Origin of the sequence: Streptococcus sp. A11, from assembly GCF_043674225.1 — a bacterium.
Taxonomy (GTDB): domain Bacteria; phylum Bacillota; class Bacilli; order Lactobacillales; family Streptococcaceae; genus Streptococcus; species Streptococcus suis_V.
Map to the genome: position 1 here is coordinate 1 of NZ_JBIMJS010000021.1, position 23,729 is coordinate 23,729.

The window sequence follows — 23,729 nt, forward strand, 5'->3', positions numbered from 1 at the left end:
GGAAGTAGCTCAGCTTGGTAGAGTACTTGGTTTGGGACCAAGGTGTCGCAGGTTCGAATCCTGTCTTCCCGATGTTACAAATCAAAGAGTGCTCATTGGGCATTCTTTTTTGATTTTACTGTTCAAAAAATTTAAGCTCTTTGTCAACTTTAGTGGGTAGATGAAAAGCTAAGACCTAGAGAGGACGAACTTCGTTCTCTCTTTCTTTATCTCTTTCTAGTTTTTAGGGCTCTTTGTCAACTGTAGTGGGTAGATGAAAAGCTAACACCTAGAGAGGACGAACTTCGTTCTCTCATTTTTGATGTTTAAAGCAATATATATCTTGGTTTTAAAGTTCGTAAAGTTCCTAAAGCCAAACGCTTGCCTCTTAATGTCTTTGATGAGTTTATTGGTCGCTTCCAGTTTAGCGTTGGAACATGGAAGTTCCATGGCGTTCGTGATGTAAGTTTTATATTTTAGAAATGTCTTAAAAACAGTCCTAAAGGTTGGATTGACAAGATTCAGGTTGTCCTCTAGAAGCTCGAAGAAATGTTTCGAGTTCTTCTCTTGGAAATGGAAGAGAAGGACCTGGTAGAGTTCGTAATAGAATTTCAGTTCCACAGAGAAATTCAATGTCTTCTGGACAACCTCTTTCGGTGTTACTGTTTGCCCGAAAGTGCGAGAAAAGAAGCGATTCAGAGACAGTTTACGACTATCTTTTTGGAGAATACGCCAGTGATTTTTCATGGATCGATAAGGTAGGGAACGCGTATCGAAAGTCTTCATAATATCAATTCTAGTCGTCATCATAGCACGGCTCAGGTGTTGGATAATGTGAAATCTATCAAGAACAATTTTCGCATTTGGAAATAACTGTTTGATGATAGGAATATAGCTACCCGACATGTCCACTGTTACGACCTCGACAGTTTCTCTGACCGCCCTAGGATACTTGTAGAAATAGTTCTTGATGGTGGTTTGGCGGTTGTTGTCAAGAATGGTCACAATCGATCTCGTCTCAAAATCCTGAGCAATAAAGGCGAGTTTTCCCTTGTTCCGACTAAATTCATCCCAGCTCAAGACTTTTGGTAATGTCGTAAAATCATGCTCAAATTGAAACTGAGCCAGTTTCCTCTGGACGACCGATACGGAGATATGTAATCTCTTAGCGATGGCTATATTGGTCATGTTTTCTGTATGGAGTTGTGTCACTTTCTTCCAAATAGGTTGGGAAATCTGACAGTTTTTCTTGACTAGAGCTGTCTCAGCTACAGTCACTTTTTGGCAAGATTTGCATTGAAACCGCCGTTTCTTAAGCAAGAGGAGGGTCGGAAAGCCCTGACAATCCAAAATCGGAATCTTTGACGACTTTTGAAAGTCGTACTTGATACACTTTCCTTGGCAATGAGGACAGCTAGGGCTGTCATAATCCAGCCTTGCCCGAATTTCCAGATGGGTCTGATGTTTTAAAACGAAGAGAATTTTGATGTTTTTGTCTTTGATTCCAATTAGTTTTGTGGTATGATAAAGTTGTTCCATATGAGTCTTTCTAATGTGAGTGTGGTTGCTTTTCATTATAGGTCATATGGGATTTTTTGTATACACTCAAAAAGGCTACATAATCTCTACAGTGGATTTACCCACTACAGAAATTATAGAGCTGTTTTTAGGAGATAAGCTGAATAGGGCTCTCCCCAGCCCTTTTCACTGTTCAAAGCAATCAAAATGCGTTTTTTAAAGTTCTCATCTTCCTGAAACCAAAGGCATTTCTCTTAATGACTTTGATGAGATTGTTGGTAGCTTCCAGTTTGGCGTTGGAATAAGGCAATTCCATGGCATTCAAAACCTTGTCTTTATCCTTTAGAAATGTCTTAAATACCGTCTGGAAAATAGGATTAACAGTGGCTAGTTCCTGTTCAATTATGTCAAAGAAATGGTCTGAGTTCTTCTCTTGGAAATGAAATAAGAGAAGCTGATAGAGTTGATAGTGTTGTCGTAGTTCCTCTGAACAAGTCAGTAGTTTTTCAAGTATTTCCTTGTTAGTCAAATACATTCGAAACATAGGGCGATAAAATCGTTTATCGCTGAGTTTACGGCTATCTTGTTGTATCAATTTCCAGTAGCGTTTTAAGGCTCGGTATTCGTGCGATTTTCTGTCGAATTGATTCATAATTTGAATACGAACACGGTTCATAGCACGGCTAAGTTGTTGAACAATATGAAAGCGATCAAGGACGATTTTGGCATGCGGGAGTGAAATAGTCTGGGAGACTATTTCAGCCTGAGCTTGGAAATTAGAAAGCGAAGGGGTTAGCCAGCTGATAACATGGGCTAAACATGTCCATAGTGTTGATTTTTACGCTATTCCAGACAGGTTAGAAATCGCGTAAAAGTCATTTTCGCCCACCTACAACTGTTGACAAAGAGCCTTTTTTAATATGAACTTTCTCTAATGGTCAATGTCGTTCTGAGTTTGATTTTTCGTGGGTGGTGGGTGGTTGGATTTGCAATGATGCGGTCCAAGAGTTGCATAGCTTCAAGGCCCATTTCCTCCGTGAAAACGCTGATAGAGGAGAGTGCCGGATAGACTTGACGAGTGATGGCGGTGTCGTTGAAGGTGATGATTTGAACACGATCAGGAACCTCAATTTGCCGCTCTTGTAGGGCTCGCAAAGCACCGACAGCCAGCGTATCGTTGGCCATGAAGAAGGCTGGTGGCAGGTCGTCGCCCAATTCTTGTATTGCACGGGTCATCAGTTCGTAGCCTGACTGGGTGGAAAATTTCCCGATATAGCAGTAATTTTCTTTGTAGATGCCCAAGGTGGACAGATAGTCATGATAGCTGAGCAAGCGGGGGTCGGCAGGTAGGTCTTGTCCGTCGGAGGTCTTTTCCTGCCCGACTAGCAGTCCGATGTCAGCGATACCTTGACTGCGAAAATGATTGATGACGGTTTGAACCGAGTGGTTAAAATCAGTGGTTACACAGGAGAACCCTTCGGTCAGAGTATCACTGTCCACAAAGACCAGATGAGGAGACAAGCTGGTCAGCTCTGCTATTTGCCTAGAAGAAAATTTGCCCACTGCGATGATGCCGTTAACCTCGGCCAGGAGCGGATTGCTCAGGTCGTTGAAGGAGAGGATGAGCTGATAGCCCAGTCGGCTAGCCTCGCGCTCGATGCTGACGCGGATAGAGTAATAGTAGAGGTCGGCTAATTCCTCGCTTTCTGTGTACCATTGGACAAGTCCGATGGTGCCTTTTTGTTGGGGCGCCTGCTTTTTCAAATGTTTGGTATAGCCCATTTCTTGAGCCAAGTCTAGGATGCGTTCGCGAGTTTCTGGACTGACGGATAGGCTGTTATCTCCATTGAGAACTCTGGAAATAGTGGCGGATGAGAGCTGTGCTCTAACTGCAATTTCTTTGATAGTGACCATGGCTTTCCCCTTTCTTTTTCTTTGATTATAGCACAATAGAAAAGATTAGTAAAATTTTAGTAAATTCTTGACAAGGTCTTTTTTTAGATATAAAATAAAAGAAATCGATTACAATTCAAGGAGGTTCTTATGAACAAGGAACAAATCACACAAGCCTTTCAGGATGTATTTGGTCAAGAAGCGGACGCGGCATTCTTCTCGCCAGGTCGAATTAACCTGATTGGTGAACACACGGACTACAACGGCGGTCATGTTTTCCCAGCTGCCATTACTTTGGGGACCTATGGTGCAGCCCGCAAGCGTGATGACCAAGTCCTGCGCTTTTACTCTGCCAATTTTGAGGAATTGGGTATTATTGAGGTGGATTTGGGCAATTTAGTCTATGACAAGGCCCATAACTGGACCAACTACGCCAAGGGCGTACTTAAGTTCTTGCAGGAGGCTGGACATACGATTGACTCGGGTATGGACGTCTATATCTATGGCAATATTCCAAATGGGTCTGGCCTGTCCTCATCAGCCTCTTTGGAACTGCTGATTGGGATTATTGCGGAGGAGCTATACAAGTTAGACTTGACTCGCCTTGATTTGGTTAAAATCGGAAAATTGACGGAAAATCAGTTCATCGGGGTTAATTCAGGAATCATGGACCAATTTGCTATCGGTATGGGTGCGGACAATAAGGCGATTTACCTAGATACCAATACGTTGGAATATGACTTGGTGCCGCTGGATTTGGGCGACCATGTCATTGTTATCATGAATACCAATAAGCGCCGTGAATTGGCAGATTCTAAGTACAATGAGCGCCGTGCGGAATGTGAAAAAGCGGTGGAAGAGCTCAATTCTGTCCTCTCTATCGAGACCTTGGGTGAGTTGGACGAATGGACTTTTGACGAATATGCTTACTTGATTAAGGACGAAAACCGTCTCAAACGGGCGCGCCATGCCGTTCTGGAAAATCAACGGACCTTGCAGGCTCGGGCAGCGCTTGAAGCTGGTGATTTGGCAAAATTCGGTCGTCTGGTCAATGCCTCACATGTGTCCTTGGAGCATGATTATGAAGTGACCGGTCTGGAATTGGATACGTTGGCCCACACCGCTTGGCAACAAGAGGGCGTTCTCGGGGCGAGGATGACGGGAGCAGGATTTGGTGGCTGTGGCATTGCCATTGTCCACAAGGATAAGGTAGAGGCCTTTAAGGAAAATGTTGGCAAGACCTACACAGAAGTGGTCGGCTATGCACCTAGCTTTTATGTGGCAGAAATTGCTGGCGGTTCAACCGTTTTGTAAGATGTGAAATGATGAAGGAGAGACGATGGCAAATCTGGTAGATACATTTGTGGAGCAAGCGATTGTTCATAGTGACTTTGAGGAGATGGACCGTCTCTATCTGCGCAATCGGGTTTTGGCTTTGGTTGGCGAGCAGGTCTTGGACATTGAGACGGAGCTGACGGATATGATTGCCCTCAAAGATGCCTTGTTGGCATCGGCTCTTGAGGCTGGTCAAGTTGGGGAACTCTTGGAGGAGCAGGACATGGTTGGGGCTAGTCTGATGGACTTGGTGACACCGGCTCCTAGTCAGGTCAACCGTCAATTTTGGGCGACCTATGAAAATAGTCCGGAGCAGGCTATTGCGGCTTTCTATGACCTCAGCAAGCGCAATGATTATATCAAGCTAGCAGCTGTTGCCAAAAATATCTATTACCAAGTACCGACAGATTATGGCAATCTGGAAATCACCATCAACTTGTCCAAACCAGAGAAGGATCCGAAAGCCATTGCGGCGGCCAAATTAGCAGAAGCAAGTAATTATCCTAAATGCCTGCTCTGTATGGAAAATGAGGGCTATCAGGGGCGGATCAATCATCCTGCTCGTGCGAATCACCGGATTATTCGTCTTCAGTTGGGGCAGGAGAACTGGGGCTTTCAGTATTCGCCCTATGCTTATTTTAATGAGCATGCCATTTTCCTCAATGCTGAGCATGTGCCAATGGCTATTACGCCACAGACCTTTGAGCAACTCTTGGATTTGATTGACCTTTTGCCGGGTTATTTTGTCGGTTCCAATTCGGATTTGCCGATTTCTGGTGGCTCTATCTTGACCCACAATCACTATCAGGGCGGTCGGCACACCTTCCCCATGGATGAGGCGCCGATTGAGCAGGAGCTGACGTTTACAGGCTTTGAAGGTGTACAGGCTGGACTGGTCAAGTGGCCCATGTCGGTCATCCGTTTGACTTCCAGCGATCGGACGGCGCTGCTTGGTTTGGCGGCTAAGATTTTGGAAAAATGGCGGAGCTATTCAGATGACTTGGTTGGAATTAAGGCTGAGACGAATGGAGTACCGCATCATACCATTACACCGATTGCCCGCAAGCGTGACGGTCGTTATGAGCTGGACTTGGTCCTCCGCGACAATCAGACCTCGGAGGAATTCCCAGATGGCATCTACCATCCTCATCCAGATGTTCAGCATATCAAGAAAGAAAATATCGGCTTAATTGAAGTCATGGGCTTGGCCATCTTGCCACCGCGCCTTAAGGCGGAGTTGGCCGAGGTGGAGAAATTCCTGCTGGGGCAGGACAGTCAAGTGGCAGTCTATCACCAAGACTGGGCAGACCGCTTGAAGGCCGCTCACAGCTCAATTACCGCTGAAAATGTCCAAGAGATTGTCCGCACGTCCGTGGGACAAATCTTTGCCCGTGTACTTGAAGATGCTGGCGTCTACAAACGCACACCAGAAGGCCAAGTTGCCTTTAGAAGGTTTGTCGAGTTTGTGGGGGTTGTATAATAACTTTCGAAGGGTAGGCAGATGCCTGCTCTTTTTGTTATAATAGTAAAAGTTATCAAAGGAGTAGATATGAAAAATTCAAAAATTGGGACTTTCATTACGCTTGTGGCAGGTATTGCTTGGGGTTTGTCGGGAGTCAGTGGGCAATATTTGATGACGCGTGGGGTGACGGTTGAGATGATTACGACCCTGCGTTTGGTGATTTCGGGCGTGGTTCTGCTGGGCGTGGCCTATTTGACCAGTAGGGACCAGTTGATGGCTGTTTTGAAAAATAAAAAAGCCCTGCTCGGGATTTTCCTCTTTGCCATGCTGGGCTTGGTACTCAATCAAATCGCTTATCTACAAGCCATTTACTATACAAATGCCGGTACGGCAACGGTTTTGCAATACCTCTGTCCTATTTTGGTCTTGGGTTATACCTGTCTGCGGGACCGACAAAAGCCGACAGCGGTTGAATTGATGTCGATTGCTCTTGCTGTAGTAGGTACATTTCTGATTGCGACACATGGGCAATTGGACAAGCTGGCGGTGACACCGCTTGGTCTGGCATGGGGGATTTTCTCAGCCTTCACTTACGCCCTCTATATCATCCTGCCTAGTCGCTATATTCGCCAATATGGAAGTATGGTGGTCATTGGGATTGGCATGCTGATGGGTGGTTTGGTGGCAGTTTTTGCCTTTAGGACCTGGGGCCAGAGCCTTCCCGTGGACGGTGGTAGTCTCTTGGGCATGTTGGGAATTGTTGGTGTTGGTACCATTTTTGCCTATACGGCCTTTCTCAAGGGCGTCAGCATGGTCGGTCCGGTCAAGGGCAGTCTGTTGGCTTCGATTGAGCCGGTCGCATCGGTCTTTTTTGCCGTTTGGCTAGTTAATGAGCAATTTTATCCCATTGATTTTTTGGGGATGGTGCTGATTTTGGTGGCTGTTCTACTGATTTCCCTGAAAGATTTAGTGATTTCACGAAAGAGTATTGGTTAAGATGCTCTTTTTTGTTATACTAAAAGAAAAGGCTTACAAAGGAGAAAATATGCTTAGAGAATTTTGTTCGGAGAACCATATTGACGTAGCGCGTGCCCTTTCTTTAGGGGCGCAACGAGTGGAGTTGTGCGATAATTTGGCAGTCGGTGGAACGACACCTAGCTATGCGGTGATTGATTACGTTTGTCAACTGGCCCATGAAAATGATGCGACGGTCATGACCATGATTCGCCCCCGTGGCGGGAATTTCTGTTATGATGAGGTGGAAGTGGACATGATGGTAGAAGATTGTAAGGTGGCCAAGAAACTGGGTTCGGACGGTCTGGTTTATGGTCTGTTGACCGAGGAAAATTGGCTGGACGAGGTCGCTTTGGAGAAATTATTGGCCGTGTCTGAAGGGTGCGAAGTTGTTTTTCACATGGCCTTTGATCAAATACCACGCAGGAGACAATTTGAGGCCATTGATTGGCTGGCAGCACACGGTGTGACGCGGATTTTAACGCGGGGTAATCTGTCTGGTTGTGCTTTGGAAAACATTGACTGGCTAAACGAGATTGTGACTTATGCCAAGGGAAAAATTCAAATCCTTATTGGTGGTGGATTGACGGTGAATAACGTTCCAGAATTGGTCAACAAGCTACCGATTGACCAAGTCCATGGAACAAAATTGTTTTGGTAAGAAAACTTTAAGTTTTCTTTAAGGAGGCTTCAGTATACTCTATTTATTCTTTTTCATATAATCTCCTGAAGGCGCCCGGCATTTGTCGGGTGTTTTCTTTCTTTTTTATATTTTATCGGGGATGGAGCGAGAACTATGAGCATTGAACTATCTGTAGATTGGAGACAAAGAATGCTGTTACTATTGAGCTAGTTTGAAAGGGGTGACTGACTTCAGATATGTTATGAGAGTCAGGGGTTATTCGTTCTGGCTCTCCAAATCCTATACAAGCCTCAGAATATTTGTTATACTAAGAATAGAAAGAACATTTGGAGGTTTCTATGAAGAGGGTAAAATATCTTGGTCTGCTCTTGGGGGCTATGACATTTCTAGCTGCTTGTCAGCCAGCAGATTTGCAGTCCACTACTACTGAGACAGAAACGTCTACTCAAACTTCTGCTCCAACGGAATCAGAAGAGATATCGGTTGGTTCAAGTGAGCAAGAGGCGGGGTCTTCTGCTCAGCAAGGTTTTTCCTTACCAGTAATTTATCAGGACGTCATCGGAAATTACCAAGCTAGTCTTGCCCAACCAGAAGCTATCAATCCCGAACAGGTCAGCACCCAATTATTCTTGGTTCATCAGCCGGAAATCTATGCTGGCGCTTTCTATAGCCTGTATGATTTTAACCAAGATGGGGTTGAAGATCTGATCATTGCTCTGAAAAAATCAGATAGTTATGTGCTGATTGACCTCTATACTCTGTATGGTGGAGGGGACCTCTTACGCCTGGTTGACAGTTTCCGTCATATCGGTCCTGAAATAGGTGAGGAGGCCATTCTCCGTCCCCTACAAGATGGTAGCTATCTTTATGAGGTTGCTGGTCAATCCAAGCTCTATCAATATGACGAACATATTCCGGGATTGGGTCCTGTTCCTGAGATAGAAGCAGAATCACCAGTTTTTGATCTGAACAGTTTGACCTGGATTCAGATAGAAGCACAATAGTAAAAGGCTTGAGTTGATGCTCAGGCCTTTGGTTTTCTATCCATGTTGGGAAGATTGATTTTGTATTTGATGACTAGCAGTCGGATAATCAAAGAGATGACAAATATAGTAATAAAGGTAGGAATTTGAGGTACTTGCCAATTGACCACACAGATATGGTAAATCATACCGGAAAATAGGGCCAAGACAGCATAAACGTCCTCTCGAAGGACAATAGGGGTCTCATTGACCAATAAGTCTCGGACAATGCCACCACCAACTCCAGTCAGGGTCGCAAGAATACCTGTTGTCACAGCATTTAGCTGTAACTCTATGCCAGTGTTGGCCCCGATTAGGGCGAAAATCGCCAGACCTATCGCGTCGAAGATGAGGTTGGTTTGGGCAAGGAGAATCAGGGCCCGCTTGTCAAGAGGTGTATCCTGTCGGATATGAATGGCGCAGAGATAGAGTAGAATGGCCACGACAACGGATAAGTAGATGGCTGAAGGGTCCGTCAGAGCAGTTGGAATACGATTGGCCATGATATCTCGAATAATACCACCTCCCACAGCTGTCATCAGACTGAGGAGAGAAATCCCAAATATATCTAGTTTTTTTCTGAAACCTTTAACGGCACCTGAAACAGCAAAAGCGATTGTCCCTATGTAGTTACAAATGATAAGAAATAGCTCAAAATCCATACCTACCTCCACCTCTAGTTTACCATAGAAACAATTGGAAGTTCAAGAGAAAAAAGTTTGTGATAAAAAGAACTTTATCAGGTGCGTCCTTGTCGACATTTTTGTGAAAAAGTGAACGAAATCAAGGTTTTCAGAAAGTTTACAAGAAAATGGAAAACGGTTCAAAAATTTGCCATTTGTGAAAAAAAGGTCTATCATAGTAAGGAAAGAGAAAAAACCTTTGGAGGAAATTATGGTATCTATTTCAAAAGAGCAACATTTGGATATGTTCTTGAAAATGCAGCAAATTCGTGATGTTGACATGAAGTTGAACAAATTAGTGCGTCGTGGCTTTGTACAAGGTATGACTCACTTCTCAGTTGGTGAAGAAGCAGCAGCGGTAGGTCCGATTGCTAGCTTGACAGACCAAGATATTATCTTCTCTCACCACCGTGGTCACGGTCACGTCATTGCAAAAGGTATTGATATCAACGGTATGATGGCAGAGCTTGCTGGTAAGGCAACTGGTACATCTAAAGGCCGTGGTGGTTCCATGCACTTGGCCAACGTTGAAAAAGGGAACTTCGGTTCTAACGGTATCGTAGGTGGTGGTTATGCCCTGGCTGTTGGTGCGGCTTTGACCCAACAATACCTTGGTACAGATAATATCGTTATCGCCTTCTCAGGTGACTCAGCGACGAACGAAGGTTCTTTCCATGAGTCAATGAACTTGGCAGCTGTTTGGAATTTGCCAGTTATCTTCTTTATCACAAACAACCGCTACGGTATCTCAACTGATATTTCTTACTCCACGAAGATTCCTCACCTTTACCTTCGTGCAGCGGCTTATGGTATGCCAGGTCACTATATCGAAGATGGTAACGATGTGGTTGCTGTTTACGAGAAAATGCAAGAAGTTATCGAATATGTTCGTGCAGGTAACGGTCCAGCCATGGTTGAGGTTGAATCTTATCGTTGGTTTGGTCACTCAACAGCCGATGCTGGTGTTTACCGTACAAAAGAAGAAGTTAACGAGTGGAAAGCAAAAGATCCGCTTAAGAAATACCGCAAGTATTTGACTGAAAACAAAATTGCTACCGACGAAGAATTGGATGCAATCGAAGCACAAGTTGCTGAACAAGTTGAGGCAGCTGTGAAATTCGCACAAGAAAGCCCAGATCCAGATATTTCAATTGCATACGAAGACGTTTTTGTGGACTAGTCTACAGTCTAGATTGAAGAAAAATTTTTTATAAGTAGGAGAAATTGTAAAAATGGCTGAAACAAAAGTAATGGCCTTGCGTGAAGCGATTAACTTGGCTCAAAGCGAAGAAATGCGTAAGGATGAAAAAGTATTCTTGATGGGTGAAGACGTCGGTATCTACGGCGGTGACTTCGGTACATCTGTTGGTATGTTGGACGAATTTGGTCCAAAACGCGTTCGCGACACGCCTATCTCTGAGGCTGCAATCGCTGGTTCTGCGGTTGGTGCGGCTCAAACTGGTCTTCGTCCAATCGTTGACTTGACTTTCATGGACTTCGTAACCATTGCCCTTGATGCGATTGTTAACCAAGCTGCTAAAACCAACTACATGTTTGGTGGTGGTTTGAAAACGCCTGTAACCTTCCGTGTGGCTTCAGGCTCAGGTATCGGTTCTGCGGCTCAGCACTCACAATCTCTTGAAGCTTGGTTGACGCACATCCCAGGTATCAAGGTGGTTGCACCAGGTACTGCTAACGATGCAAAAGGTCTGTTGAAATCATCAATCCTTGACAACAACCCAGTTATCTTCTTGGAGCCAAAAGCTCTCTACGGTAAAAAAGAAGAAGTTAACTTGGACCCAGATTTCTATATCCCACTTGGTAAAGGGGATATCAAGCGCGAAGGTACAGATGTGACTATCATCTCCTACGGTCGTATGCTTGAGCGTGCAATCCAAGCTGCTGATGAAGTGGCTGCAGAAGGCATCAGCGTTGAAGTGGTTGACCCACGTACCCTTATCCCATTGGATAAAGAATTGATCATCGAATCAGTGAAGAAAACTGGTAAGGTTATCTTGGTCAACGATGCTTACAAAACAGGTGGTTTCATCGGTGAAATCGCATCAATCATCACTGAAAGTGAAGCCTTTGACTACTTGGATGCACCAATCATCCGTATCGCTTCAGACGATGTACCAGTTCCTTACGCAAACGTTCTTGAAAATGCTGTATTGCCAAACGTAGAGAAAATCAAAGCGGCAATCTACAAACAAGTTAACAAGGGTTAAGAGAAAATCTTGTTATAAACAAGAATGAAACGTAAGAAACTGAAAGAAAGGAATTGAACCCGGCCGGAGAGTTGGGAAATCAGGAATTTTTAGGAATTTCTCATTTCCAGTCACTCTCTGTTGGGCCCTGGTATCTTAAATATGGCAATTGAAATTATTATGCCTAAGCTCGGTGTGGACATGCAAGAAGGTGAAATCATCGAGTGGAAAAAACAGGAAGGCGATTTCGTCAATGAAGGCGACGTCATCTTGGAAATGATGTCTGATAAAACCAGCATGGAATTGGAAGCTGAAGAGTCAGGCGTTCTCTTGAAAATTGTGCATGGAAATGGTGCGACAGTTCCAGTAACGGAAGTCATTGCCTATCTCGGTGCAGAAGGTGAAACAGTGGAAGCGGCTGGTAGCTCTGCTCCAGCGGTTGAGCCAGCAGCAGCTATCGAAGAAGTTCCTGCTAGCCGTACACCGGTTATTGTAACTCCAGCAGTGGCTGCGAAACCGCAAGGTGGTGGTAAAGTTCGTGCAACTCCAGCAGCTCGTAAATTGGCGCGTGATTTGGGTATCGACCTTGGTTTAGTACCTGGTACGGGTGCCAATGGTCGTGTCCACAAGTCTGACGTTGAAGACTTCAAGGGTGCGGCTCCTAAGGCTACTCCACTTGCAGCTCGTATTGCAGCTGACCTGGGTGTTGATTTGACAACTGTGACAGGAACAGGTGTCAACGGTAAAATCAAGAAAGAAGACGTTCTTGCCCTTGTTGCACCAGCTCCAGCGGTTGAAGCAGCAGCTAGTCCTAAAGCAGAAGAAAAATCAGTCAAAGAATTGCCAGAAGGCGTTGAAATCATCAAGATGAGTCCAATGCGTAAGGCTATTTCGAAAGGTATGGTTAACTCTCACTTGACTGCACCAACCTTCACGCTGAACTACGACATTGACATGACCAACCTCATGGCACTTCGTAAGCAGGTTCTTGAACCAATCATGAACAAGACAGGTCTTAAAGTAACCTTCACAGACTTGATCGGTCTTGCAGTTGTTCGTACGCTTATGAAAGAAGAACACCGTTACATGAATGCGTCTCTCATCAACGATGCGCAAGAAATCGAATTGCACAAGTTCGTTAACCTTGGTATCGCTGTTGGTTTGGATGAAGGTCTGATTGTACCAGTTGTTCACGGTGCAGATAAGATGAGCTTGTCTGAATTCGTGGTTGCATCCAAAGATGTCATCAAGAAAGCGCAATCTGGTAAGTTGAAGGGTGCTGAAATGTCTGGTTCGACATTCTCTATCACAAACTTGGGTATGTTTGGAACTAAGACCTTTAACCCAATCATCAACCAACCAAACTCTGCTATCCTTGGTGTGGCGTCAACGGTTCAAACACCGGTTGTCATCGACGGTGAAATCAAAATCCGTCCAATCATGGCACTCTGCTTGACCATTGACCACCGTATTGTTGATGGTATGAACGGCGCGAAATTCATGGTTGACCTCAAGAACTTGTTGGAAAACCCGCTTGAATTGTTGATCTAAGATAAGATCTCCATTGGTTTAAACTAGAGAATTAGATTTCTGATTAGAAAACAAAGAAAGGATGTAGAACGGGTTCGTGACATTTGAACACGAACTAAATGCTCGGAATTTAGATAGTCCGCCTTGGATATGATCATCCTGCGTTGGACTCCTAAAATTCAGTCGCATTTGGACGTTCTTTGTATCATAATTATGGCAATTGAAATTATTATGCCGAAACTCGGTGTGGACATGCAAGAAGGTGAAATCATCGAGTGGAAAAAAGCTGAAGGTGATTTCGTCAATGAAGGCGATGTGATTTTGGAAATGATGTCTGACAAGACTAGCATGGAGCTAGAAGCTGAAGATTCAGGTGTTCTTTTGAAAATCGTTCACGGTAACGGTGCAACTGTTCCTGTAACTGAAGTCATTGCATACCTTGGTGCAGAAGGCGAATCTGTAGAAGTGGGTGCTGCACCAGCTCCAGCTGAGGTTGCTCAAGCAACTGCTGATTTGAAAGCAGCTGGTTTGGAAGTGCCTGCAGCTCCTGCAGCAGCTCCACAAGCTCCTAAGGCTGAATTGGCAGCTGACGAGTACGACATGGTTGTTGTCGGTGGTGGCCCTGCTGGTTACTATGCAGCTATTCGTGGTGCTCAATTAGGCGGTAAAATCGCTATCGTTGAGAAATCAGAATTTGGCGGTACCTGCTTGAACAAGGGTTGTATCCCAACTAAGACTTACCTCAAAAACGCTGAAATCCTTGACGGCTTGAAGATTGCGGCTGAGCGTGGTATCAACCTTGCTTCAACAAACTACACCGTTGATATGGACAAGACAGTTGACTTCAAGAACAAGGTTGTGAAGACCTTGACAGGCGGTGTAGCAGGTCTCTTGAAAGCTAACAAGGTGACTATCTTCAACGGTCTTGGTCAAGTAAACCCTGACAAGACTGTTGTCATCGGCGACAAGGTCATCAAAGGTCGTAGTATCGTTCTTGCAACAGGTTCTAAAGTATCCCGCATCAATATCCCAGGTATCGATTCTAAGTTGGTATTGACTTCTGATGATATTCTTGACTTACGTGAAATTCCTAAGTCACTCACTGTTATGGGTGGTGGCGTAGTCGGTGTGGAACTTGGTTTGGTTTACGCATCATACGGTACAGAAGTAACAGTTGTTGAAATGGCTGATCGTATCATTCCAGGTATGGACCGCGAAGTGTCTGTTGAATTGCAAAAAGTCCTTTCTAAGAAAGGTATGAAATTCTTGACCTCAGTTGGTGTATCTGAAATCGTTGAAGCTAACAACCAATTGACTATCAAGCTTAACGACGGTTCAGAAATCATTTCTGAAAAAGCCCTTCTTTCTATCGGTCGTGTACCACAATTGGCTGGTCTTGAAAATCTTAACCTTGAACTAGACCGTGGTCGTATCAAGGTTAACGAATACCAAGAAACATCTATCCCAGGTATCTACGCACCAGGTGATGTCAACGGTACGAAGATGCTTGCTCACGCTGCTTACCGTATGGGTGAAGTGGCTGCTGAAAATGCTATCCTTGGTAACCACCACAAAGCTCATTTGGACTTCACTCCAGCTGCGGTCTACACACACCCAGAAATCGCTATGGTTGGTTTGACAGAAGACCAAGCAATTGAGAAATATGGTAAAGACAACATCCTTGTTGGTCGCAACAGCTTTACTGGTAACGGTCGTGCCATTGCATCTAACGAAGCACATGGTTTCGTAAAAGTTATTGCTGATAAGAAATACCATGAAGTGCTTGGTGTTCATATCATCGGTCCAGTTGCTGCAGAAATGATCAATGAAGCAGCGACTATCATGGAATCTGAGTTGACAGTTGACGACGTGGCAGCATCTATCCACGGTCACCCAACCTTCTCAGAAGTTATGTATGAAGCCTTCCTTGATGTTCTTGGCGTGGCAATCCACAACCCACCAAAACGTAAATAATCATCACACAGGATTGGACCTTGTCCAGTCCTTTTTTTGTGTAGAGTTGAAAATCCGAATATCCGAATATTTTAAAAAAATTCTGAAAAAAAGATTGACATATAGAAATAATAGTGTAAAATAATAGCAATCAGAAGAAGTAGACTTCAGGTTTGTTTCCAGAAAACTGGCGGTTGTTGCGAGCCAGTAGCAGACGAAGTTGAAATGGGCTGATGGAAAATAAGAGAAGGTAAACAATATCCTTCCGGTTGGCACCCCTTACCGTGCGGCTTCTTGTTGGAGGAGCTTGAGATGACAAGGGCTTTTTGGCTACTCTTGTCAATGGAGGTGGCACCGCGCTAGCTATGATTAGACGCCCTCGCACAGATTTTTTCTGTGCGAGGTTTTTTGTGTTCGTGAGAGGGGTTCTATATGAAAACAAGTTTATCGGCAGATATTTTAAGCCCGATTTTAGCCTATATGCGCCTAGAGGGGCAGCACAAGATGATTTTGGAGTCTATTCCCAGAGACAAGGAAAATGCTCGTTTTTCCATTGTGGCTTATAACCCGGTTTATGAGATTAAATTTGAAAATGGCATCTTGACACGGAATGGCAAAGTTATTGATGCCGACCCACTGGATTATCTACAGGAATTTACGGGTAAACATCCAGTAGCGGATGCCGGTCCCTTTAGCGGTGGTGCCATCGGTTTCCTTGGTTATGACATGATTAGCCTCTATGAAAACATTGGCGACATTCCGGCTGATCCGATTGGCACGCCAGATATGCACTTTTTCATCTATGAGTCCTATTTGGTCTTTGACCATAAAAAAGAGACCATTTCCATACATGAGGACAATATCTACAGCGGTCGAAATGAACAGGAAATGGCTAGCGCTTTGGAGCAAGTCTTGCAGTCGCTCAAACAGGCGCATCCGGCTGAATTTGAACCGCATGACCTTCATTCCTTGTCTTTCCGTAATCATCTGGAAAAAGAAGAATTTGAGGGGATGGTGACAAAAGCCAAGGAGCTCATTCGTCAGGGGGATATGTTCCAATGTGTTCTTAGTCAGCGGTTCTCGGCACCAATTTCTGGCAAGCCACTGGATTATTACCGGAATTTGCGGGTGACCAATCCTTCAAATTACCTATACTTTTATGATTTCGGGGACTATCAGATTATCGGAGCTAGCCCAGAAAGTTTGGTTTCTGTCAAGGATGGTCTGGTGACGACAAATCCCATTGCGGGGACACGTCCGCGTGGTCTGGATGAAGAGGCAGATAAGGCGTTGGCGGCGGATTTGTTAGCTGATCAGAAAGAGGTGGCGGAGCACCAGATGTTGGTTGATTTGGGGCGAAATGATTTGGGGCGGATTGCTCAAATCGGCAGTGTTCGAGTGACCAAGTACATGGAGGTGGAGCTCTTTCGCTATGTCATGCATTTAACCAGTATTGTCAAAGGGCAGCTATTATCAGAACTCAGTCCACTAGACGCTCTCAAATCGACCTTGCCAGCAGGTACGGTATCAGGCGCACCGAAAATTCGTGCCATGCAACGGATTTACCAACTGGAAAAGGAAAAGCGCGGTGTTTATGCAGGTGCCATCGGTTATCTATCTGCCTCTGGTGATATGGATTTTGCCATTGCCATTCGGACTATGATTATCAAAAATCAGATGGCCTATGTTCAAGCGGGCGCAGGAATTGTCTACGACAGCATTCCGGGAAATGAATACCAAGAGACGGTCAACAAGGCCAAGGCCATGACTAGAATAGGAGATTTGCCATGATTCTCATTATTGATAACTACGATTCCTTTACCTATAATTTGGCCCAATATGTGGGAGCTTTTACAGAGATTAAGGTCTTGCGAAATGATGACCAGCAACTCTTTGTAGAGGCCGAAAAGGCAGATGGTCTGGTCTTTTCTCCGGGACCGGGTTGGCCAGCAGACGCGGGTAAAATGGAAGAGATGATTGCAGCCTTTGCTGGGAAGAAACCGATTTTGGGGATTTGTCTAGGTCATCAGGCTATTGCAGAGGTTTTTGGCGGTCAGCTTGGTCTGGCGCGACAGGTCATGCATGGCAAGCAGAGCCAGATGAATTTGGAGGCATCGTCGCCCTTGTTTGCAGGTTTGGAAAAGGAAGTGACCATCATGCGCTACCATTCCATTGTCGTTACGGAGATGCCAAAGGATTTTCAGGTAACGGCGCGCACGCTAGACGATGGGGAAATTATGGCCATCCAGCATGTGACTTTACCCATTTATGGTCTGCAATATCATCCAGAAAGTATCGGTACGCCAGATGGGCTCAAGATGATTGAAGCGTTTGTGAAAGAGGTAATCAGATGAAAGCAATTTACGAAAAAATAGCAGCCAGACAGGATTTACAGCAGTCAGAAATGGAAGGGGTCTTTGCTCAAATACTAGAGGGGCAATTGTCGGAAAGTCAGATTGCAGCGCTCTTGCTGGGATTTAAGACCAAGGGGGAAACGGTCGAGGAGATTACAGGTGTGGTCAAATCACTCAAGGCCCACGCCATTCAGCTGCCAGAGACCTTTACCGATGCCATGTGCAATTGTGGTACAGGCGGGGACCAGTCTTATAGCTTTAACGTGTCAACAACAGCAGGATTTATCCTAGCGGCGGGCGGTGTCCGTCTGGCCAAGGGAGGTAACCGTTCCGTATCCTCCAAGTCGGGTTCGGCAGACGTTCTGGAAGAATTAGGCATCAACATCGCAGCTAGTCCAGAAAATTTGGCTCGTGCCTTGTCAGAAGTCGGTTTGGCCTTCGTCTTTGCCCAATCCATGCACCCAGCCATGCGCTATATCGGTCCGGCTCGTAAGGCTTTGGGTATCCCGACCATTATGAATATTGTAGGTCCGTTGGCCAATCCGTTATCTCTGGATACCCAATTGATGGGCGTTTTCCGTGGCGATTTGCACTTGGAATTGGCTCAGGTCATGAAAAGTCTGGGCCTGCGTCGAGGTGTGATTGTGACCGGTCCTGATAATATGGACGAGGCGGCCTTGTATGGCACTAATCATTACACGCTCTTGTCCGATGGGCAGATTAGCCAAGGCAGTTTTTCCTACAAGGATTTGGGTATGCAACGCGTGGAGCCAGCTGATATTCGCGGGGGCGATGCCAAGGAAAATGCAAACATTCTCGTTTCCGTCTTGCGCAACCAAGCCAGTCCCTATCTGGAAACAACGGTGCTCAATGCTGGTTTGGGCTTTTTTGCCAATGGTAAGGTAGACAGTATCAAGGATGGCATTACCCTAGCCCGTCAATTGCTGGCGGATGGTTCAGCCCTTGCCAAATTAGAGGCACTCAGAGAGGTACAGCTATGACAAAAGCATTTTTACCAACCATTTTAGAGCAGAAAGAAAAAGAAGTGGCTAGACTTGTTTTGGAGGAAGTTCAGCCGCTTCGCCAGACCTATTCTTTCTACGACTATGTCAAGGAGCATTCTGAGTGCCTACAGATTATTGCCGAGATCAAAAAAGCCAGCCCTAGTTTGGGCGCCATTAATCTGGATGTTGATATTCTAGCTCAGGCGCGGACCTATCAAGAGGCGGGGGCGGCCATGATTTCGGTCTTGACGGATGAGGTTTTCTTCAAAGGCAAGATTGACTATCTCCGTCAAATTTCAGAGGCGGTATCTATTCCAACCTTGGCCAAGGATTTTATCATTGATGAAAAGCAGATTGTTCGTGCACGAAATGCTGGGGCTACGGTGATTTTATTGATTGTTGCGGCTTTACCGGAAAATCGTTTGCAGGAACTCTATGATTTTGCCAGCAAACTGGGCTTGGAAGTCTTGGTGGAAATCCATAACTTGGTAGAATTAGAGATTGCTCATCGCATCGGTGCCAAGATTATCGGGGTGAACAATCGCAATTTGACGACTTTTGAAACGGATTTACAAACCAGTTTGGACTTGAACAAGCATTTTCAAGACCAAGCCGTCTATGTATCTGAATCGGCTATTTTCAGTGGGGCAGATGCGGCTTTACTGGCACCTCATTTTCAAGCCATTTTGGTGGGGACTGCCCTCATGCAGGCAGAGGATGTTCAGCAGAAGGTAAAGGAGTTGGCCATTGACAAAGGTTAAAATCTGTGGCCTATCCACTGAAGAGGCTGTGCGAGCGGCTATCGAGGGCGGTGCGGATTATCTGGGCTTTGTCTTTGCCCCCAGCAGGCGGCAGGTCAGCCTAGAAAGAGCGCATCAATTGGCGACGCTCATCCCGGAAAGGATGAAAATCGTTGGTGTTTTTGTCAGTCCGACCCCGACAGAATTGCAGTTGGCCATTGGTCAAGTGCCTTTGGATATTGTGCAAATTCACGGCGATTGGGATGAAAGCTATGTCCAGCAAGTCCCTGTTCCTGTTATTAGGGCCATTCAGTTGGATAAGGCTGACGATATCAGTGAGACACAGGCGGCTTATCTGCTTTTCGATGCGCCTATAGCGGGCTCAGGGCAGACATTTGACTGGGAATTATTGACCGGCAAGCAATTCAGACAGCCGATTTTCATCGCAGGTGGCTTGACCGTAGACAATGTTGCCACGGCACAAGACTTGTTTTCACCCTATGCGGTAGACGTTTCGTCTGGAGTAGAGACGGATGGACACAAGGACCCTGTCAAAATTAAAGCATTTATAGAAAGAGTGAAAAAATGACCTATCAACAACCCAATAAAGATGGCTTTTTTGGCCAATATGGCGGCCGTTTCGTGCCGGAAACCTTGATGACAGCTGTTTTGGAGCTAGAAGAAACCTACCGTTCAGCCAAGGAGGACCCTGCTTTTCAAGCGGAATTTGACCACTTGCTCCGCCAGTATGTGGGCAGAGAAAATCCCCTCTATTTCGCTAAACGTTTGACCGATTATTGTGGTGGGGCCAAGATTTACCTCAAACGAGAAGATCTCAACCACACGGGCGCCCACAAGATTAACAATTCTTTGGGACAGGTACTCTTGGCCAAACGCATGGGCAAGAAGAAAATTATTGCTGAAACGGGTGCAGGTCAGCACGGTGTAGCAACTGCGACAGCAGCAGCCCTCTTTGGTATGGAGTGTACCATTTACATGGGCGAGGAAGATGTCAAACGTCAGGCGCTCAATGTCTTTCGGATGGAGTTGCTGGGTGCTAAGGTGCATGCGGTGACTGATGGCTCGCGTGTGCTAAAAGATGCGGTCAATGCCGCTCTGCGCGCTTGGGTGGCTCAAGTTGAAGATACCCATTATGTCATGGGCTCCGTGTTGGGGCCAGCGCCCTTTCCAGAAATCGTCCGGGACTTCCAAAGCGTGATTGGACGCGAGGCCAAGCAGCAATTTTCAGATCTTTCTGGTGGACAATTGCCCGATGCCCTCTTGGCCTGTATCGGTGGTGGCTCTAATGCCATGGGGCTCTTTTACCCCTTTGTCGACGACGAGTCCGTTGCCATGTATGGCGTAGAGGCGGCTGGGCTGGGTCTGGACACAGAGCATCATGCGGCGACTTTTGCAAAAGGGAAACCGGGAGTTTTACACGGCGCGCTTATGGACGTCTTACAGGATGAAAATGGGCAAATCATGGAGGCATTCTCCATTTCTGCCGGCTTGGATTACCCGGGAATTGGGCCGGAGCACAGCTATTTCAATGCTATCGAACGGGCGACCTACGTGTCTGTCACTGATGAAGAGGCCTTGGAAGGATTCCAACTCTTGTCGCGCTTGGAAGGGATTATTCCAGCTTTAGAATCTAGCCATGCCATCGCCTATCTGCCACGCTTAGCCAAGGAATTGGGACTAGACAAATCCATCATCGTCTGCCTATCAGGTCGCGGTGACAAGGATGTTGCTCAAGTCAAGGAACGCTTAGCTGCCCAAAGAAAGGACCAAGAATAATGACAAAAATACTAGAAAAATACTTGCGGAATATTAAGGAAAATGGCAAGGGCATTTTCCTTCCCTACATCATGGCCGGTGACCATGAAAAGGGTTTAGATGGACTATTTGAAACCATTGATTTTCTGGAGCAGGCAGGCGTTTCAGCTATTGAAATCGGTGTTCCTTTCTCGGACCCTATTGCGGACGGTCCTGTGATTGAGGAGGCGGGGCAACGCAGTTTGGCCAAGGGTGTCCATCTGTTGGACATTATCAAGCAGTTGCAAGGGCAAGCCAGTCAGGTGCCACTCATCTTGATGACTTATTTTAATCCTGTTTTTCAATATGGCTTGGACCAGTTTTTCCGCGATTTGGAGACGACTTCTGTCAAAGGCTTGATTATTCCTGATCTACCTTACGAACATGAGGATATCCTGCGTCCCTATCTGGAAAAGAGTGATTTATGCCTCATTCGCTTGGTTAGTTTGACAACAGGGACTGACCGGCAGCAAGAATTGGTGCAGGATGCGGAAGGATTTGTTTACGCCGTTGCCATCAATGGCGTGACCGGCAAGAGCAACCAGTACCGTGAGGACTTGGATGGTCACCTGAAACGCTTAAGGGCTTTGTCTCCTATCCCAGTATTAACAGGATTTGGCGTTTCCAGCCAAGAGGATATTCTCCGATTTAACCGCGTATCGGACGGCGTGATTATGGGCTCGAAAATCGTCAAAGGTCTGCATGAGGGCGAAATAGAAGAAATTCGTCAACTCGTGGCATTTGGCAGTCGGGTGGAGAAATAGAATGAAGTCTGGAAGAATCGAGGACTCATGCCGTTGACCAATAAAATGCTCAGAAAGGATACGACCTAGTCGGTCTTTTTTGATGGGATGCGGAAATGATCGTTCCCCTTGTTATTCGCTTTTTTTGCGAAAAAATGCTATAATTATCTGATTATATTTTTTGGAGAAATTAGTGAGTTTAGAGAATTACATGCCAGATTTTGCCTTGGAAAAGGCTTATGATGTGACGGTGGACAGTTTGAAAAAGCATGGGATTAAGGTGGTGTTTGTCGATTTAGATAATACCTTGATTGCTTGGAATAATCCTGACGGAACGCCTGAGATGCGCCAGTGGTTGCATGATTTGCGGGACGCAGGTATTCCAGTTGTCGTCGTGTCCAATAACAAATATGAGAGGGTCAAGCGCGCGGTCGAGAAATTCGAGATTGACTTTGAATCTTATGCGCTCAAGCCCTTCACTATCGGCATTAACCGCGCTCTCAAACGCTTTGATGTCAAGCCTAGCGAGGTCATTATGATTGGTGACCAGCTGATGACAGATATTCGGGCGGCCAAGCGGGCAGGACTCAAGTCGGCACTGGTCAAACCTCTGATTCAGACGGACTCTATCAATACGCAGATTAACCGTTGGCGTGAGCGACGGACCATGAAGAAAATCATCGCCAAATATGGAGCAATAGACTACAAGAGGGAGATGTAAGTGGAAGAATTATTTTGTATCGGTTGTGGTGCTCAAATTCAGACGACAGATAAAGAGATTGCCGGATTTACTCCCCAATCTGCCCTCGAAAAAGGTCTGGAAACAGGACAACTTTACTGTCAGCGGTGTTTCCGTTTGCGCCATTACAATGAAATTTCAGATGTCAATATCTCAGATGATGACTTCTTGAAACTCCTCCATAGCGTAGGAGAAAGCGATGCCTTGGTGGTCAATGTCATTGATATTTTTGATTTCAATGGTTCAGTCATTCCTGGCTTGCCTCGCTTTATTTCTGGAAATGACGTGCTTTTGGTCGGCAACAAGCAGGACATTTTACCCAAGTCTGTCAAGACGGGCAAGGTTACTCAGTGGTTGACTGAGCGGGCACATGAAATCGGCATGCGACCAGTTGATGTGGTCTTGACTTCGGCCCAAAACAAGCAGGCTATCAAGGACTTGATTGAAAAGATTGAACAGCGCCGCAAGGGACGGGATGTCTATGTGGTCGGCGTGACCAATGTCGGCAAGTCAACCTTGATTAACGCTATTATTCAAGAAATCACAGGGGACAAGGATGTCATTACGACTTCACGTTTCCCTGGAACGACGCTGGACAAGATTGAAATTCCTTTGGATGATGGTTCATACATCTATGACACGCCAGGAATTATCCACCGCCACCAGATGGCCCATTATTTGACGGCTAAAAACCTCAAGTACATCAGCCCTCGCAAGGAAATCAAGCCAAAGACCTACCAGCTCAATCCAGAACAAACCTTGTTCTTGGCTGGTCTGGGACGATTTGACTTTGTGGCTGGTGAACGCCAAGGCTTTACGGCCTTCTTTGACAATGAGCTCCAGCTCCACCGGACCAAGTTGCAGGGAGCTAGTGAATTTTACCAGAAACATGCGGGCACACTTTTAGTGCCACCAACCAGCAAGGAATTGAAAGAATTTCCTGAATTGGTCCGCCATGAATTTACCATCAACGAGAAGACGGATGTGGTCTTCTCAGGACTTGGTTGGATTCGTGTCAATGAAAAGGCCAAGATTGCTGCCTGGGCTCCAAAGGGTGTTGATGTGGTGATTCGCAAGGCTATTATTTAATGAAGT

Annotated in this window: 21 protein-coding genes, 1 tRNA gene and 1 pseudogene; 19 read left to right on the forward strand and 4 right to left on the reverse strand. The window is 45.7% G+C overall.

Features of this window, described 5'->3' with window-relative positions:
* A tRNA-Pro gene (locus ACHBIF_RS10145) sits at window positions 1–72 on the forward strand.
* A gap of 189 nt (window positions 73–261) precedes the next feature.
* Here the strand turns inward: ACHBIF_RS10145 and ACHBIF_RS10150 are convergent.
* The 3 genes and pseudogenes from ACHBIF_RS10150 to ACHBIF_RS10160 form a co-directional block, all read right to left on the reverse strand.
* The gene (locus ACHBIF_RS10150; RefSeq protein WP_394720315.1) at window positions 262–1,518 is read right to left on the reverse strand and encodes an ISL3 family transposase; all 1,257 of its coding nucleotides are present in this window, start codon (window positions 1,516–1,518) and stop codon (window positions 262–264) included.
* 113 nt (window positions 1,519–1,631) lie between these two features.
* Window positions 1,632–2,351 (reverse strand): annotated as a pseudogene (locus tag ACHBIF_RS10155) (transposase); the annotation flags it as partial.
* 61 nt (window positions 2,352–2,412) lie between these two features.
* Window positions 2,413–3,411: a LacI family DNA-binding transcriptional regulator gene (locus ACHBIF_RS10160; protein WP_125265437.1), complete on the reverse strand. Its 999-nt coding sequence runs from the start codon at window positions 3,409–3,411 to the stop codon at window positions 2,413–2,415.
* Window positions 3,412–3,540: 129 nt separating this feature from the next.
* Between ACHBIF_RS10160 and ACHBIF_RS10165 the strand changes: the two genes are divergently transcribed.
* From ACHBIF_RS10165 to ACHBIF_RS10185, 5 genes are all read left to right on the forward strand, one after another.
* Complete coding sequence (locus ACHBIF_RS10165; RefSeq protein ID WP_105160106.1) at window positions 3,541–4,704, forward strand: galactokinase; 1,164 nt, start codon at window positions 3,541–3,543, stop codon at window positions 4,702–4,704.
* Between the two features lie 25 nt (window positions 4,705–4,729).
* A complete protein-coding gene (galT, locus tag ACHBIF_RS10170) occupies window positions 4,730–6,205 on the forward strand; it encodes a UDP-glucose--hexose-1-phosphate uridylyltransferase (protein ID WP_125265436.1) in 1,476 nt (491 codons plus the stop codon).
* 69 nt (window positions 6,206–6,274) lie between these two features.
* Window positions 6,275–7,183 (forward strand): DMT family transporter, encoded by a 909-nt coding sequence (locus ACHBIF_RS10175; RefSeq protein ID WP_105160104.1) that lies wholly within the window; start codon window positions 6,275–6,277, stop codon window positions 7,181–7,183.
* Between the two features lie 49 nt (window positions 7,184–7,232).
* Entirely contained in the window at window positions 7,233–7,862 is a 630-nt protein-coding gene (locus ACHBIF_RS10180; protein WP_105160108.1) for a copper homeostasis protein CutC, read from the forward strand.
* Between the two features lie 320 nt (window positions 7,863–8,182).
* Window positions 8,183–8,848 (forward strand): colicin lysis protein, encoded by a 666-nt coding sequence (locus ACHBIF_RS10185; protein ID WP_125265434.1) that lies wholly within the window; start codon window positions 8,183–8,185, stop codon window positions 8,846–8,848.
* Window positions 8,849–8,868: 20 nt separating this feature from the next.
* Here the strand turns inward: ACHBIF_RS10185 and ACHBIF_RS10190 are convergent, their stop codons facing one another.
* Entirely contained in the window at window positions 8,869–9,528 is a 660-nt protein-coding gene (locus ACHBIF_RS10190) for a trimeric intracellular cation channel family protein (protein ID WP_125265433.1), read from the reverse strand.
* A gap of 232 nt (window positions 9,529–9,760) precedes the next feature.
* Here ACHBIF_RS10190 and ACHBIF_RS10195 point away from each other — a divergent pair, with 232 nt between their 5' ends.
* The 13 genes from ACHBIF_RS10195 to yqeH all read left to right on the forward strand — a co-directional run bounded on the left by ACHBIF_RS10195 (window position 9,761) and on the right by yqeH (window position 23,723).
* Window positions 9,761–10,729 (forward strand): thiamine pyrophosphate-dependent dehydrogenase E1 component subunit alpha, encoded by a 969-nt coding sequence (locus ACHBIF_RS10195; protein ID WP_105111446.1) that lies wholly within the window; start codon window positions 9,761–9,763, stop codon window positions 10,727–10,729.
* 52 nt (window positions 10,730–10,781) lie between these two features.
* Window positions 10,782–11,777 carry an alpha-ketoacid dehydrogenase subunit beta gene (locus ACHBIF_RS10200; protein ID WP_105111445.1) on the forward strand — a complete coding sequence of 332 codons (996 nt, stop codon included), beginning with the start codon at window positions 10,782–10,784 and terminating at the stop codon, window positions 11,775–11,777.
* 141 nt (window positions 11,778–11,918) lie between these two features.
* Window positions 11,919–13,307 (forward strand): dihydrolipoamide acetyltransferase, encoded by a 1,389-nt coding sequence (locus ACHBIF_RS10205; protein ID WP_105123552.1) that lies wholly within the window; start codon window positions 11,919–11,921, stop codon window positions 13,305–13,307.
* Window positions 13,308–13,499: 192 nt separating this feature from the next.
* Window positions 13,500–15,260, forward strand: a complete 1,761-nt coding sequence (gene lpdA, locus ACHBIF_RS10210) for a dihydrolipoyl dehydrogenase (RefSeq protein WP_105111453.1) — start codon at window positions 13,500–13,502, stop codon at window positions 15,258–15,260.
* 411 nt (window positions 15,261–15,671) lie between these two features.
* A complete protein-coding gene (gene trpE, locus ACHBIF_RS10215; RefSeq protein WP_394720321.1) occupies window positions 15,672–17,030 on the forward strand; it encodes an anthranilate synthase component I in 1,359 nt (452 codons plus the stop codon).
* A complete protein-coding gene (locus ACHBIF_RS10220; protein ID WP_105160102.1) occupies window positions 17,027–17,593 on the forward strand; it encodes an aminodeoxychorismate/anthranilate synthase component II in 567 nt (188 codons plus the stop codon). The genes trpE and ACHBIF_RS10220 overlap by 4 nt, the downstream gene beginning before the upstream one ends.
* Window positions 17,590–18,594, forward strand: coding sequence for an anthranilate phosphoribosyltransferase (trpD, locus tag ACHBIF_RS10225; protein WP_394720324.1), 1,005 nt, complete (start codon window positions 17,590–17,592; stop codon window positions 18,592–18,594). Before ACHBIF_RS10220 ends, trpD begins: the two co-directional genes overlap by 4 nt.
* Window positions 18,591–19,358, forward strand: coding sequence for an indole-3-glycerol phosphate synthase TrpC (gene trpC, locus ACHBIF_RS10230; RefSeq protein WP_125265429.1), 768 nt, complete (start codon window positions 18,591–18,593; stop codon window positions 19,356–19,358). Before trpD ends, trpC begins: the two co-directional genes overlap by 4 nt.
* A complete protein-coding gene (locus tag ACHBIF_RS10235; RefSeq protein WP_125265428.1) occupies window positions 19,345–19,926 on the forward strand; it encodes a phosphoribosylanthranilate isomerase in 582 nt (193 codons plus the stop codon). Before trpC ends, ACHBIF_RS10235 begins: the two co-directional genes overlap by 14 nt.
* On the forward strand, window positions 19,923–21,134 hold the full coding sequence (trpB, locus tag ACHBIF_RS10240) for a tryptophan synthase subunit beta (RefSeq protein WP_394720327.1): 1,212 nt from the start codon (window positions 19,923–19,925) through the stop codon (window positions 21,132–21,134). The genes ACHBIF_RS10235 and trpB overlap by 4 nt, the downstream gene beginning before the upstream one ends.
* Entirely contained in the window at window positions 21,134–21,916 is a 783-nt protein-coding gene (trpA, locus tag ACHBIF_RS10245) for a tryptophan synthase subunit alpha (RefSeq protein WP_172068021.1), read from the forward strand. The genes trpB and trpA overlap by 1 nt, the downstream gene beginning before the upstream one ends.
* A 172-nt stretch (window positions 21,917–22,088) precedes the next feature.
* Window positions 22,089–22,616: a YqeG family HAD IIIA-type phosphatase gene (locus ACHBIF_RS10250; protein WP_105110329.1), complete on the forward strand. Its 528-nt coding sequence runs from the start codon at window positions 22,089–22,091 to the stop codon at window positions 22,614–22,616.
* Window positions 22,617–23,723 (forward strand): ribosome biogenesis GTPase YqeH, encoded by a 1,107-nt coding sequence (gene yqeH / locus ACHBIF_RS10255; RefSeq protein ID WP_394720330.1) that lies wholly within the window; start codon window positions 22,617–22,619, stop codon window positions 23,721–23,723.
* The last annotated feature ends 6 nt before the right edge of the window (window positions 23,724–23,729 follow it).